This window comes from Stenotrophomonas sp. CS3K5, from assembly GCF_059515225.1.
The window spans coordinates 1-13,820 of the sequence record NZ_JCAKRX010000009.1 but is presented as its reverse complement, the minus strand read 5'-3'; the positions used below and the strand labels follow the sequence as shown (position 1 = coordinate 13,820).

The 13,820-nt window shown below is 68.4% G+C and carries 13 protein-coding genes; 7 read left to right on the top strand and 6 right to left on the bottom strand.

The features are described from left to right. Positions 1-5 precede the first annotated feature (5 nt). Together glyS and glyQ are read right to left on the bottom strand one after the other, a co-directional pair. The gene (gene glyS / locus AC5YGJ_RS13835; RefSeq protein WP_496186854.1) at positions 6-2,081 is read right to left on the bottom strand and encodes a glycine--tRNA ligase subunit beta; all 2,076 of its coding nucleotides are present in this window, start codon (positions 2,079-2,081) and stop codon (positions 6-8) included. A gap of 75 nt (positions 2,082-2,156) precedes the next feature. Then, the gene (gene glyQ, locus AC5YGJ_RS13830) at positions 2,157-3,068 is read right to left on the bottom strand and encodes a glycine--tRNA ligase subunit alpha (protein ID WP_049430272.1); all 912 of its coding nucleotides are present in this window, start codon (positions 3,066-3,068) and stop codon (positions 2,157-2,159) included. Positions 3,069-3,151: 83 nt separating this feature from the next. Here glyQ and AC5YGJ_RS13825 point away from each other — a divergent pair, with 83 nt between their 5' ends. The 3 genes from AC5YGJ_RS13825 to AC5YGJ_RS13815 are packed head-to-tail and all read left to right on the top strand — an operon-like array spanning position 3,152 to position 6,667. Beyond that, entirely contained in the window at positions 3,152-4,987 is a 1,836-nt protein-coding gene (locus AC5YGJ_RS13825; RefSeq protein WP_107232661.1) for a GspE/PulE family protein, read from the top strand. Beyond that, positions 4,959-5,705 carry a glutamine amidotransferase gene (locus AC5YGJ_RS13820; protein ID WP_249842424.1) on the top strand — a complete coding sequence of 249 codons (747 nt, stop codon included), beginning with the start codon at positions 4,959-4,961 and terminating at the stop codon, positions 5,703-5,705. Before AC5YGJ_RS13825 ends, AC5YGJ_RS13820 begins: the two co-directional genes overlap by 29 nt. Positions 5,706-5,755: 50 nt before the next feature. After that, a complete protein-coding gene (locus tag AC5YGJ_RS13815) occupies positions 5,756-6,667 on the top strand; it encodes a BPSS1780 family membrane protein (RefSeq protein ID WP_057497774.1) in 912 nt (303 codons plus the stop codon). Positions 6,668-6,752: 85 nt separating this feature from the next. Here the strand turns inward: AC5YGJ_RS13815 and tatC are convergent, their stop codons facing one another. The 4 genes from tatC to AC5YGJ_RS13795 all read right to left on the bottom strand — a co-directional run bounded on the left by tatC (position 6,753) and on the right by AC5YGJ_RS13795 (position 9,169). Then, on the bottom strand, positions 6,753-7,502 hold the full coding sequence (gene tatC / locus AC5YGJ_RS13810) for a twin-arginine translocase subunit TatC (protein WP_057497773.1): 750 nt from the start codon (positions 7,500-7,502) through the stop codon (positions 6,753-6,755). Beyond that, complete coding sequence (gene tatB, locus AC5YGJ_RS13805; protein ID WP_496186853.1) at positions 7,499-7,960, bottom strand: Sec-independent protein translocase protein TatB; 462 nt, start codon at positions 7,958-7,960, stop codon at positions 7,499-7,501. The genes tatC and tatB overlap by 4 nt, the downstream gene beginning before the upstream one ends. A 15-nt stretch (positions 7,961-7,975) precedes the next feature. Further along, positions 7,976-8,203, bottom strand: a complete 228-nt coding sequence (gene tatA / locus AC5YGJ_RS13800) for a Sec-independent protein translocase subunit TatA (protein ID WP_005420453.1) — start codon at positions 8,201-8,203, stop codon at positions 7,976-7,978. A 75-nt stretch (positions 8,204-8,278) separates the two neighbouring features. After that, positions 8,279-9,169, bottom strand: coding sequence for a lipid-binding SYLF domain-containing protein (locus AC5YGJ_RS13795; RefSeq protein ID WP_496186852.1), 891 nt, complete (start codon positions 9,167-9,169; stop codon positions 8,279-8,281). Between the two features lie 165 nt (positions 9,170-9,334). Between AC5YGJ_RS13795 and hemH the strand changes: the two genes are divergently transcribed. The 4 genes from hemH to AC5YGJ_RS13775 all read left to right on the top strand — a co-directional run bounded on the left by hemH (position 9,335) and on the right by AC5YGJ_RS13775 (position 13,544). Continuing rightward, positions 9,335-10,297: a ferrochelatase gene (hemH, locus tag AC5YGJ_RS13790; protein ID WP_496186963.1), complete on the top strand. Its 963-nt coding sequence runs from the start codon at positions 9,335-9,337 to the stop codon at positions 10,295-10,297. Next, entirely contained in the window at positions 10,294-11,148 is an 855-nt protein-coding gene (locus tag AC5YGJ_RS13785) for an alpha/beta fold hydrolase (protein ID WP_496186851.1), read from the top strand. Before hemH ends, AC5YGJ_RS13785 begins: the two co-directional genes overlap by 4 nt. A 126-nt stretch (positions 11,149-11,274) precedes the next feature. Further along, positions 11,275-11,424: a hypothetical protein gene (locus tag AC5YGJ_RS13780; protein WP_496186850.1), complete on the top strand. Its 150-nt coding sequence runs from the start codon at positions 11,275-11,277 to the stop codon at positions 11,422-11,424. A 14-nt stretch (positions 11,425-11,438) separates the two neighbouring features. After that, complete coding sequence (locus AC5YGJ_RS13775; protein WP_496186849.1) at positions 11,439-13,544, top strand: methyl-accepting chemotaxis protein; 2,106 nt, start codon at positions 11,439-11,441, stop codon at positions 13,542-13,544. The last annotated feature ends 276 nt before the right edge of the window (positions 13,545-13,820 follow it).

Here is a 13,820-nt window from a genome sequence, read left to right as displayed (position 1 = left end):
CGACGTCAGCTCGACAGATGCTCGATCGCTGCCACTTTGCCCAGGCGCTCGCCCAACAGCGTCAGCAGCGCCAGGCGGTTGCCACGCAGCGCCGGATCCTCGGCATTGACCATCACTCCGTCGAAGAAGGCGTCGACCTGCGGGCGCAGCCGGGCCAGGCGTGCCAGCACGGCCACGTAGTCCTTGTGCTGCAGGCTGGCGCCGGTGTCATCGATGGCCGCCGTGACCGCTTCGGCCAGCGCGCGCTCGGCATCTTCCTGCAGCAGCGCCGTGTCGATCTGGCCCGGGATATCACCCTCGGCCTTGCGCAGGATGTTGCGGATGCGCTTGTTGGCCGCAGCCAGCGCCTCGGCTTCCGGCAGCGCGGCGAAGGTGCCGATGGCATCCAGGCGGCGGTCGAAGTCGTACAGCGAGCCGGGCTTGAGCTCGGCCACGGCGTTGAAATGCGTGGCCGGCACGCCCTTGTCGCTGTAGTAGCCCTTCAGGCGGTCGAGGATGAAATCGTACAGCTCGCCGACATCGGCCTGCACGTTGCGCGCGACCAGGCCGGCGTTGGCCCTGGTCAGCAGCGCGCGCAGGTCCAGCTCGAAGCCGCTTTCGATGATCGTGCGGGCCAGGCCCAGCGCATTGCGGCGCAGGGCGAACGGGTCCTTGTTGCCGGTCGGCTTCAGGCCTGCGGCGAAGCCGCCGGCCAGGGTGTCCACGCGTTCGGCAATGGCCAGCACCTTGCCCAGCGCCGACAGTGCGATGTCATCGCCACCGAAACGCGGCTGGTAGGCCTCGTCGATGGCCAGCGCCACCTCGGCCGCTTCGCCACCGGCCACCGCGTAGTGGCGGCCGGCGATGCCCTGCAGTTCCGGGAACTCATTGACCATGCGCGACTGCAGATCGTTCTTGGCCAGCTCGGCGGCGCGCCGGGCCTGCGCGACGTCGGCGCCCACCTGCGGCGCGATCGCTTCGGCCAGCGCGGCCACCCGTGCCACCTTGTCGGCCACGCTGCCCAGCTTGGCCTGGTAGGTCACCGTCTTCAGGCCGTCACCCATCGACACCAGGCCCTGCTTCAGGTCCTCGTCGAAGAAGAACTTGGCATCGGCGAAGCGCGGGCGGATCACGCGCTCGTAGCCCTTGGCCACTTCGGCCACGTCCTTCGATTCGATGTTGGCGATGCCGATGAACTTCTCGGTCAGCGTGCCGCTGTCGTCCAGCACCGGGAAGAACTTCTGGTTGATTTCCATGGTCTCGATCAGCGCTTCCTGCGGCACCGCAAGGAACGCGCGCTCGAAGCTGCACAGCACCGCCGACGGCCACTCGACCAGGTTCACCACCTGCTCCAGGTTGTCCTCGGTGATGCGGGCGCTGCCACCGGCCTTGCCTGCGGCGGTCTCGACCTCGGCGACGATGCGCGCGCGGCGCTCGCTCGGGTCCACCAGCACGAAGGCGGCGCGCAGCGCTTCAACGTAGTCCTGCGGCTGCGCCAGCGACACGGCTTGGTCGTGGTGGAAGCGATGGCCACGGCTGACGCGGCCGGCCTGCAGGCCGAACAGTTCGGCCTCGACCACGTCGGCGCCGTGCAGCAGCACCAGCCAGTGCGCCGGGCGCGCGAAGCCCCAGGCGTGGTCGCCCCAGCGCATCGGCTTGGGAATCGGCATCGCCGCGATCGCCTCGCGCAGGATCTCCGGCAGCAGGCTGGCGGTGCGCGCACCCGGGCTCACCGCGCGGTGCACGAAGCGCTCACCCTTGTTGTCGGTGGTCTTTTCCAGCGCGGTCCAGTCGATCCCGGCCTTGGCCGCGAATCCCTGCAGGGCCTTGGTCGGCTGGCCGTCGGCGTCCAGCGCGATGTTCAGGTACGGGCCCAGCACTTCGCTGCGCTGTTCCGGCTGTTCCAGGCCCACGCCGGGCAGCAGCACGGCCAGCCGGCGCGGGGTCGACAGCGGGCGCGCATCGCCCAGTTCCAGCGCGACGCCGCGGCTGCGCAGGCCTTCAACAACGCCGTCGAAGAAGGCCTGGGCCAAGCCCGGCAGCGCCTTGACCGGCAGCTCCTCGGTGCCCAGTTCGATCAGCAGGGGGGAAAGTTGGCTCATCGGTTCGATCCTGTGGTGGGGGCGCAGCGCGCAACGCGTCCGGCGCCCCGGAAGTTGAGAGAGGGAGAGCGGCCGTCAGGCCTTCTTCGCGCCCGGGAAGCCCAGCTTCTCGCGCTGCTCGTAGTAAGCCTTGGCCACCGCCTGGGCCAGCGCGCGCACGCGCAGGATGTAGCGCTGGCGCTCGGTCACGCTGATCGCGCGGCGTGCGTCGAGCAGGTTGAAGGTGTGGCTGGCCTTCATCACCTGTTCGTAGGCCGGCAGCGGCAGGTTCACTTCCACCAGCTTCTGCGCCTCACGCTCGCAGGCATCGAAACGATGGAACAGCTCTTCCACGTCGGCGTATTCGAAATTGTAGGTGCTCTGCTCCACCTCGTTCTGGTGGTAGACGTCGCCGTAGGTCACCGGCTGGCCGTCCGGGCCATAGGTCCAGACCAGGTCGTAGACGTTGTCGCAGTTCTGCAGGTACATGCACAGGCGTTCGAGACCGTAGGTGATCTCGCCCAGCACCGGGCGGCACTCCAGGCCGCCGGCCTGCTGGAAGTAGGTGAACTGGGTCACTTCCATGCCGTTGAGCCAGACTTCCCAGCCCAGGCCCCAGGCGCCCAGCGTCGGCGATTCCCAGTTGTCCTCGACAAAGCGCAGGTCGTGCACCAGCGGGTCGATGCCCAGGGCCTTCAGCGAATCCAGGTACAGCTGCTGGATGTTGTCCGGCGCCGGCTTCATCGCCACCTGGTACTGGTAGTAGCGCTGCAGGCGGTTCGGGTTCTCGCCATAGCGGCCGTCGGTGGGGCGCCGCGACGGCTGCACGTACGCCGCGTTCCAGCCTTCCGGACCGATCGCACGCAGGAAGGTGGCCGGGTGGAAGGTACCGGCGCCCACCTCCAGGTCAAGCGGCTGGATGAGCACGCAGCCCTGCTGGGCCCAGAACTGGTTCAGGGTCTGGATCAGGCCCTGGAAGGTGATCGGAACGGTCGGGGTCGCGGACATTCGGACGATTCTTGGCCGGCAAGGGGGTGCGCTAGTATAACGGCCGACCTGCGGGGCATTCCGTACCCGGGAGGAGCAGGCAGATGGAACATCGGCTGCCGGTGGGCACGCCCGGCGAAGCTGGCGGCGTACCGCTGCCGTGGGGACGCCTGCAGTTCGAGCAGGTGGCCGCGGCCCTGATCGCCGACGGCCTGGTGGCCGAACAGGAACACGAGCGCATGCGGTTTTCCGCGCAGGGCGCGCGCAACGCCAGTGAAGTGCACCCGCTGGTACTACTGTCCAACCTCAAGCTGGCCGCCCGCGACGGCGGCGAGTTGACCCTGGAGCGCCTCACCGAATGGCTGGCCCGGCGCACCGACAGCCGCTACCTGCGCATCGACCCGACCCGGGTCGACGTGGCCACGGTCACCGCGCTGGTGTCCCACGCCTATGCCCGCCGCCATCGCTTCCTGCCGCTGGCGGTGGATGCCGAGCGCGTGCTGGTGGCCACCAGTGAGCCGCTGGTGCAGGAATGGCGCCGTGACCTGCAGCATCTCACCCGCCGCCGGGTCGAGCTGGCGGTGGTCAATCCGTTGGACCTGCACCGCTACACCATGGAGTTCTATGGGGTGACCCGCTCGGTGCGGGGCGCGCGCGGCGACGTGCGCGGCGAGGTCAACACCACCCTGCCCAGCTTTGAGCAGCTGGTCGAGCTGGGCCGCACCGGCGACGTCAACGCCGACGACCAGCACATCGTGCACATCGTCGACTGGCTGCTCCAGTACGCCTACGAGCAGCGCGCCTCGGACATCCACCTGGAGCCGCGCCGCGAAATGGGGCGCATGCGCTTCCGCATCGACGGCGTGCTGCACAAGGTGTTCGAGGTACCCCCGGCGGTGATGACCGCCGTGGTCAGCCGCATCAAGGTGCTCGGCCGCATGGACCTGGCCGAGCGCCGGCGCCCGCAGGACGGCCGCATCAAGACCCGCTCGCCGGGCGGCCGCGAGGTCGAAATGCGCCTGTCGACCATGCCCACCGCCTTCGGCGAGAAGTGCGTGATGCGCATCTTCGACCCGGACGCCGCCTTCAAGAGCATCGACCAGCTCGGCTTCAGCCCGCAGGAAGCCGCCGGCTGGAACGCGCTGGTCGAGCGCCCGCACGGCATCGTGCTGGTCACCGGCCCAACCGGCTCGGGCAAGACCACCACCCTGTATTCCACGCTGAAGCGACTGGCCACCCCGGACGTGAACGTGTGCACGGTGGAAGACCCGATCGAGATGATCGCGCCCGAGTTCAACCAGATGCAGGTGCAGACCAACATCGACCTGGACTTCGCCAGCGGCGTGCGCACCCTGCTGCGGCAGGATCCGGACATCATCATGATCGGCGAGATCCGCGACCTGGAAACCGCGCAGATGGCGGTACAGGCCTCGCTGACCGGGCACCTGGTGCTGTCCACCCTGCATACCAACGATGCCCCCTCCGCGGTCACCCGCCTGCTCGACCTGGGCGTGCCGCACTACCTGCTGGCCAGCACCCTCAACGGCATCCTCGCCCAGCGCCTGGTACGTACGCTGTGCCCGCACTGCAAGCAGCCGCACAGCCTTGGCGCGGCCGATTGGGCGGTCCTGGCTGATAGCCAGGAGGCATATCCAGATGACGCCACACCCTGTCGACCGGTCGGTTGCCTGGAGTGCCGACGCACCGGATTTCTCGGCCGTATCGGCCTGTATGAGCTGCTGCCATTGGGCTCGCGGCTGCGCGGGCAGATCCGTGCGGACATGGATCTGGCCGGTTTCAGCCGCGCCGCGCGGGCTGAAGGGCTGCGAACGCTGCGCCAGGCCGGGCTTGAAAAGGTGGCGCAGGGGCTGACTACAATCGAGGAAGTCCTGTCAGTGCTGCCCCCCCCGGATGAACCCAGCTCCCTTCCTGATCGTTGAAACCGGCCGCCCGGTGCCGTCGCTGCGCCGCTACGGGCGCTTCCCGCACTGGATCCGCGTGGCCGCCGGGCTGGAAGAACACGAGACCGTGGTGGTCGATGTTGAACATGGCGACGCATTGCCCGACCCGCGCGCCTTCGCCGGCGTGCTGGTGACCGGCTCGGCGGCGTTCGTCACCGACCACGCCGAGTGGAGCGAACGCAGCGCCGCATGGCTGCGCCAGGCTGCCCATGACGACCGCCCGTTGTTTGGCATCTGCTACGGCCATCAGCTGCTGGCGCACGCGCTGGGCGGCGAAGTGGCCTACAACCCGGCCGGCCGCGAGTCCGGCACCATCGAGCTGGAACTGCAGCCGCAGGCCGCACAGGACCCGCTGTTCCAGGGCCTGCCGCAGCATTTCGCCGCCCATGCCACTCATCTGCAGACCGTGCTGCGCGCGCCCGACGGGGCCGAGGTGCTGGCCCGTTCGCCGCTGGACGGCTGCCACGCCTTCCGCTGGGGGCGCCAGGCCTGGGGCGTGCAGTTCCATCCGGAGTTCGCCACCCACCACATGCGCGGCTATGTGCGCGCCCGCGCCGACTGCATCGGCCGCCACGGCGGCTGTGCCCGCAGCATCGAGCGCGCGGTCAGCGCCGCACCGCTGGCGCGCCAGCTGCTGCGCCGCTTCGTCCGCCAGGCGCGGCTGTCTTCAGCCCAGCCGGCGGCAAAACAGGGATAATCGGCGCCACGGGCAGCCGCCCGGCTCCCTCCTGTCCTTCCCGGATGTCCATGAAAGAGATTCGCAAGCTGCCGGCTTCGGCGGGCGCCCAGTGGTTGCTGGATACGTTCTCGCTGTACCGGCGTGCGCCGCTGCAGCTGGCCCGGATCGGCCTGACCTGGCTGCTGGTGAGCTGGGTGGTCACCCTGCTGTCGACGCTGATTCCCGGTGCCGCTGGCCTGGCCGTGCAGCTGATGACGCTGGCCATCTCGCCGATCATGTTCGGCGGCATGCTGTACGCCGTGGGCGAGATCGACGAAGGCCGCCCGGGCCTGGCCTCGCACCTGCTGCAGCCGATCCGCGACCACCGCGTCAGCCACCTGCTGGTGCCGCTGGCGATCCAGGTGCTGGCGGTGCTGCTGCTGGGCGCGCTGCTGTTCCTGATGATCGGCCGCGAGGGCTTCACCGCCTTCAGCGAGGTCATGACCAAGATGGAAGAGATCAGCCGCAGCGGCCAGCAGATCAGTCCGGACGATGCGGCTGCGCTGGTCGCCAACCTGCCGGCCAAGCGCATTGCGCTGTGGATGCTGCTGGTGTTCCTGAGCGCGGTGGCGCTGTCGCTGGCGATGTTCACCCAGCCGGCACTGGTGGTGTTCGACAAGCAGAGCGGCATGCACGCGCTGCGTCTGAGCCTGCAGGGCTGCATCGAGAACATCGGCGCGATGATCGTGTTTGCCGTGCTCGGCCTGATCGCCGCGTTCTGCATGTACATCCTGTTCGTGATCGTGATCCAGATCGCGATGCTGATCGGTGGCCCGCTGGCGGCGGCCTTCATCGCCCAGCTGGTGCTGACCACGGTGTTGATGCCGCTCTACGTCGGCGCGGTCTATGCCGCGTGGAAGCAGATGTTCGTACATCGCGGCAGCCGCGCGGCCCCGCCGATCCCGACCACGCCGACCTCCAGCGACATCTTCCACGCCTGACCGGTCCCACCGGTAGCGCCGGGCCATGCCCGGCGGTGGCATCACATCAAACCCCGCACGCCGGGCATGGCCCGGCGCTACCGCATCACGCGGCGGGTTTCTTCACTGCCGAGGACGGCACCAGCCAGCGTGCGGCGTGGATGCCCAGCTCGTACAGCAGGCACATCGGGATCGCCAGCATCAGCTGCGACACCACGTCCGGCGGGGTCAGCACCGCCGCCAGCACGAAGATGCCGACGATCGCGTAGCCGCGTCCTTCCTTGAACTGCTGCGGCGTCACCCAGCCCAGCAGCACCAGGATCACCATCGCCACCGGCAGTTCGAAACTGCCGCCGAAGGCGAAGAAGATCGCCAGCACGAAGTCCAGATAGGCATTCGCATCCGGAGTGATCGCGATCACGTCCGGGCTGAAGGTGGTCAGGAAGTGGAACACCGCCGGCAGCACCAGGAAGTAGGCGAACGCACAGCCGGTGTAGAACAGCAGCACCGATGACACCAGCAGCGGCACCGCCAGGCGCTTCTCGCGCGCGTACAGGCCAGGCGCAACGAACGCCCACAGCTGGTACAGCAGCCACGGCACCGCCACGAACAAAGCCACGAAGAAGGTCAGTTTCAACGGTGCGAAGAAGGCGCCGGCCGGATTGGTGGCGATCATCGTCTGCCCGTTGGGCAGCTGCGAAACCAACGGCTCGGCCAGTGCGTTGTACAGCCGCTGGGTAAACGGCAGCAGCCCCAGCAGCACCACGCCCAGGCCCAGCAGCGCTCGCACCAGGCGCCCGCGCAGTTCCACCAGATGTTCGACCAGCGAGCTTTCGCCGAAGTCCTGTTCGCTCATGGATGGCGCTCCGTGCTCTGCGGCTGCGGCGTCGCACTGGTGTCGACGGCCGTGTCAGCCGCGGTTGGAACCGCAGCGCCCTCCTGTGCCGCAGCGTCGGCCGCAACAGGTTCGCTCAGGTGCGGCGGAACATCGGCCGGTGCCGGCGCGCGCACTTCCTGCGCCAAGGCGTCGCCTTCGTGCTGCGCCTGCTGGGCTTCGCGACGGATCGCCTCACCGCTGGCGCGCAGCTGGTTCTCGGTGTCCTGCATGCCCTGGCGCACGTCCTGCATCTGCCGCTTGATTTCCTCGGCCTGCAGCTCGCGCTCCAGTTCCTGTTTCACCGAATCCCATTGCGTACGGGCACGGCGCACCCACAGGCCGGCGAAGCGGGCCGCCTTGGGCAGGCGCTCAGGACCGAGCACCACCAGGGCCACCACCGCAATCACCAGCAGTTCGCTGAAGCCGATATCGAACACGGCGATCGCTCCGGATCAGCGAGCGTTGCGGTCGTGCTCGTCCTGCGCGGTGCGCGAGGCATCCTGGCTGCGCGACTCATCGCCCAGCTGCGCGTTCGGCTTGTCCTCGTCGCGCATGCCCTTCTTGAATTCCTTGACCGCCGAGCCGAGGTCCTTGGCGCCGCTGGTCAGGCGCTTGGTGCCGAACACCAGCAGAACGATCGCCAGCACGACCAACCAATGCCAGATGCTGAAACTGCCCATAAAGACGCTCGTTACGTTAGTGATCAGGCTGTCGAGCATAGCGCACCGGCTGTTAACCGGCGCGCGTGACAAAAGTCAGTTTCCGCCCAGCGTTTCCGTGCGGATTTCGCCGTCGTTGACCGGCTGGAAGCCCTGCTGCGGCGGCGGCGGGTTCTGTGGCACGTTCTGCAACGGCGCGGTGGTGGCCTCGGCCGGGGCCGCAGGAGCTGCCTGAACAGGCGCCGGCGCCACGGCCGGGGCCGGGGCGCGCGGTGCGTTGCCGCCGTTGCCGGCGCGGTTGTTGCGCGCGGCGTAGGTGGCTTCTTCCAGACGGTCGCGGAAGGCGACCACATCCATCGACGGCGCACCGGCGGCGCGGCCCTCGAAGATCATCCGCGGCGTGGTGTTGCTGCCGTAGGCGTCCAGATTGGCGGCATCATCGATCTGCAGCACCGCACCGTCCAATGCAACACCGGCAAACAGGCCACGGGCACGCGACCACGACCAGATCTCGGCCTTCAGCTGGCCGTCGGTGGCAGCAGCGGCATTGCGGCCGACCGGACCGGCCGCAACGCCGGCGTCGGCGCCCAGCGTGAACTTGCCGTTGACCAGATTGTCCAGGCTGCGGTCATTGCGGAACACCAGCACCACGTCCGAGGACTGCACGCCGGCCTGGAAGCCGATGCTGCCGCCGGTCAGCTTCACGAACACCGGGCTGGACCAGGCGCCATTGGGCATGCGCACCGACATCAGGCCATGGCCGCGGCGTCCGCCGATGACCAGGCCGGCCTTGATCGTGTCGGGAATGACGATGACCGCGCGGCCTTCGTCGAGCAATTTGTCCGGAATGCCCTGTTCAGGGATTTCCTGGATTTCGGCCAGCACGCGCACCGCGTTGCGGGCGCGCTGGTCTTCCTGCGGTCCGGCCATGGCCTGGCTGGACAGCAGGCTGGCGGCGATCAGCAGGGCTTGGATCGGGCGACGCATGGCAGGCTCCAGAAGTCAGTCCATAGGAAGATATAGCAAGTGACTGAAATTAGTAGTGTTGTCATGAATCTCCAATGAGCGTTCCCTGCTCACATTGATGCGCACTATGCCTGCAATCCGAACCCTGCATCCCGGCGCGGCGCCGGATCGGTGACAATGACGCCCATGCTCGACGCACCCGATACCGCAGTGCTGGCGGTCAACCTAGGCACGCCCGAGACGCCGACGGCCCCCGCCGTACGCCGTTACCTGGCTGAATTCCTGTCCGACCCCCGCGTGGTCTCGATCCCGGCGCTGCTGTGGCAGCCGTTGCTGCGCGGCTTGATCCTGCCGCTGCGCAGCGGCCGTTCCGCGGCCAAGTACGCCCAGGTCTGGCTGCCCGAGGGTTCTCCGTTGATGGTGCATACGCGTCAGCTGGCGCAGGCCATGCAGCGCCTGCTGCCGGCGCTGACGGTGCGCCACGCCATGCGCTATGGCGAACCCGCGCTGACCGGCGAACTTGACCGCCTGGCGGCCGATGGCGCGCGCCGCATCGTGGTGCTGCCGCTGTACCCGCAGTACTCGACCACCACCACAGCCTCGGTGCAGGACAAGGTGGATGCCTGGCAACGCAGCAACCCTGCGGTGGCCGTCAGTCTGGTGCGCGACTACGCCGTCGACCCGGGCTGGGTCGAGGCGGTGGCCGAATCGATCCGCCGCTACTGGGAACAGCATGGCCGCGGCCAGACACTGATGTTCTCCTTCCATGGCATTCCGCAGCGCGTGGCTGACGCAGGCGATCCGTATCCGCAACGCTGCGAAGCCAGCGCGCAGGCCATCGCCCAAGCACTGGGCCTGAGCAGCGACCAGTGGCAGATGGGCTACCAGTCGCGCTTCGGCCGCGAACGCTGGTTGCAGCCGTACGCCGAGCCGAGCCTGTGGGCGCTGGCCGAGTCCGGGGTGAAGCAGATCGATGTGGTCTGCCCAGGCTTTGCCACCGATTGCCTGGAAACGCTGGAAGAAGTGGCGCTGGGCTTCACCGAGACACTGGCCGAGCGTGGCGCGACGATGCGCTACATCCCGTGCCTCAACGCCGATGCGGAGCACGCACGCGCCCTGGCACAGCTGGCCGTGGCCGCGCTGGCATGAGTCTGCAACCGTTTGAACTGGAGGTCGCTGGCGCGCGCGTTGCTGGCCTGCGCCATGACGGTGACGGTCCGCGCGTGCTGGCCCTGCATGGTTGGCTCGACAACGCCGCCAGCTTCGTGCCGCTGGCCCCGCACCTGTCATCGCTGCAGCTGGTGGCGATCGACCTGCCCGGGCATGGCCACAGCGCGCACCTGCCGGCGGGCGCCAGCTACACCACCGCCGCCGCGATCTGCCACGTGCTCGATGTGGCCGATGCGCTGGGCTGGGACCGCTTCAGCCTGCTTGGTCATTCGATGGGTGCCGGCATCGCCAGCCTCACCGCCTCGGTCAGCGATCGCGTGGAACGGTTGGTGGCGATCGAGGCACTGGGTGGCCTGCGTGGCCCCGAGGAAGACACCGCCCATCGCCTGCGCGAGCATGTGAATGCCACGCGTGGGCTGGCGCGCAAGCAGCTACGCGTGTTTCCCGATCTGGCCGCACCGATCCGTGCGCGGATGATGGCCAACCAGCTCAGCGAGCCCTGTGCACGCCTGCTGGTCGAACGCGGTGTGGAACCGGTCAAGGGCGGCTATCGCTGGTGCAGCGACCCGCGCCTGATGCTGCCCACCGCGATCCGGCTCAGCGAAGGCCAGATCGACAACCTGCTGCAGGCCATCGCCTGCCCGACGCAGGTCATCTACGCCACGCCGGCACAGTCCTACTACCCCGAGCCGATGCGCAGCGACCGCCTGCGCCACCTGCGTGATGGACGGCTGGCGCTGTTCGCCGGCAACCATCACCTGCACATGGAAACACCAGCGCAGATCGCCGAGGTGATCCTGCGCTTCCTCGCTGTCGACAACGCCGGCTGAGTCGCAGCGTCCGCGCACTTCACTCTGCGCGTTTGCGGCCGATACCTCAGTTGCGGGCCCCTGCGCCCGCGGCACGCAGGTCCGGTCGGGCCTGCGGCGTGTGTCAGGTTCTGCAAGGAAGTCCGCATGCCCGCTCTGCTGCACCGTCACCCACAGGATGTGGCCACGGTGTCCCGTCTCCGCGTCGCTGTCCGCGCCGCATTCCCTGAATTCCCGGTCCATGTCCTGCACGCGCATATCTGCGTGCGCTGCGGCGTGATCGTTGTCGTCTGCTGATCCAGGAGTCGCCGATGTCCATTGCATCCTCCCGCCCCCCCGATACCACCCGCCTGCCGCACCTGCTGCAGCTCGCCCGCCGCGGTGACCGTCATCTGCTGATCGGCAGCGCAGCGCTGGCTGCCGCAGGTCTGTGGCTGGCCCTGCGCGGCAACCACCTGCTGGAGGCTTCGCTGGCAGCGGCCGCCGTGTTGCCGGCGGCGTGGCTGGCCGGCCCCCTGGCCGGCAGTCCCATCGCCCGCAATGGTCTGGCGCTGCTGCTCGCAGCGCAGCTGGCTGTGGTGGGCATGATCGTCGCCTTGTCGCCCGCATTGCCGATCGCATTGCTGCTCGGGGTTCTGCTCGGCCACCGCGACCGTCTGCCGGTATGGCTGGCAGGCGCTGTCGGCACGCTGTCCCTGCTGGTTCCGCTGCTGCACGGGGCAGCGCCAGGCCCGGCGCTGCTGCAGGCCGGCGTGCTCGCCGGGCTGACCGTGCTGCTCGGTCAGGTCGCCCAGCGTTTGCGCCAGCAGACCGAGGCACTGGGCCACGGTCCGCGGCGATTGGCCGCGCTGGCGCGCGACATCGCCACCGGCGCAGACCTGGCCGTCCATGCCAACACCACGGCCTACGCACCCGGCTCGCTGGCCCACGCGCTTGCCGATACCGCGCGGCACGTGCAGGCGCAGCGCAGTCGCGAGGCCGCCGCCAATGCCGAGAACGCACAGATCCGCCAGGCCTTGGATGTCTCGCGCACGGCGATGATGATCGCCGACAACGACCACGTGATCCGCTATGTGAACCGCTCGGTGGTGGCCCTGCTGCGCAACCAGCAGGCAACGCTGCGCCAGGCCTTCCCCGATTTCGATGCGGAGCGCCTGGTCGGCAGCAGCATCCACCGCTTCCACGCCAATCCCGAGCGTATTCGCGCCATCCTCAATGGACTGCAGGTCACCCACAACGGCAAGGTACAGATCGGCCCGGTGCACTTCGCCCAGGTGGTTACTCCGGTATTCGACGCACAGGGCCTGCGCCTGGGCTTTGCGGTGGAGTGGCATGACCGTACCCATGAACTGGCACTGGAGAACGCGGTGGCCGGCATCGTCGCCGCTGCCGCTGCGGGGGACCTCGACCAGCGCCTGCAGGCACGCGAGGGCGCCAGCTTCCTCGATGGCCTGACCGGCGGCATCAACCAGCTGCTGGACACGCTCGGCAGCACCGTTGATGAGGTAAGGCAGATGCTTTCTGCGCTGGCCAGTGGTGATCTCGACCGGCGCATGCACGGCGAACATCACGGCGCGTTCGCCGCGATCCAGCGCGACGCCAACGCCACCGCTGGCCAGCTCTCTCGCATGGTGGGCCACATCCAGCAGTGCGCCGCCTCGATCAGCACGGCCGCCAGTGAGATCGCTGCCGGCAATGGCGCGCTGTCCGAACGCAGCGAGCGCCAGGCGGCGCATCTGCAGGAGACTGCAGCATCGATGGAGGAGCTCACCTCCACCGTCCGCCAGAACGCCGCCCATGCCCGCCAGGCCAGTGAGCTGGCCGCGTCCACACAGAGTGCCGCCGGCGACGGCAACGCCGTGATGCAACAGGTGGTCGACACGATGCAGGCCATTGAAGGCGCGTCGAAGCGGATCGGTGACATCACCGGCGTGATCGACGGCATTGCCTTCCAGACCAACATCCTGGCGCTGAATGCCGCAGTTGAAGCGGCGCGCGCCGGCGAGCAGGGTCGTGGCTTCGCCGTGGTTGCCAGTGAGGTTCGCGTGCTCGCACAGCGTTCGGCCGCCGCTGCACAGGAGATCAAGGCGCTGATCGACGAAGCCGGTCGCCAGGTCGGTGAGGGCGCCCAGCTGGTCGCCGATGCCGGCCAGCGCATGCAGGGCATCGTCGGTGGTGTGGAGAACGTCAGTCACCTGATGCGCGAGATCTCCGCCGCCTCGCAGGAACAGTCGATCGGCATCGAGCAGATCAACCAGACCGTGGTGCAGATGGACCAGGCCACGCAACAGAACGCAGCACTGGTGGAGGAAGCCACCGCCGCGGCACGCGAACTGCAATCGCAGGCCGGGACGCTGACCGAAGCGGTCTCGGTTTTCCGCCAGCAGGAAATGCAGGGGATCGCACGCGTTGCCTGATCCCCGGGGGTAACGCAATCTGATGAAAACGGCGCCCGCAGGGCGCCGTTTTTCCATGTGTTCTGCGTGATGGATCACGGCAAGGGCACGCCCGGTGGTCTCGATCCATCGGGCCGGTAGTGCCGGCCGCCGGCCGGCAACCACGGCGCGCGTGTTGCGCAGGCCCGCACCACGCATCCGCGCATGGCGTGGATCTACCGAGCGCGATCACCGCAACCGCCTCACGGGTAGTGCCGGCCGCTGGCCGGCAACCACGATCTTTCCTGCGCACAAAGA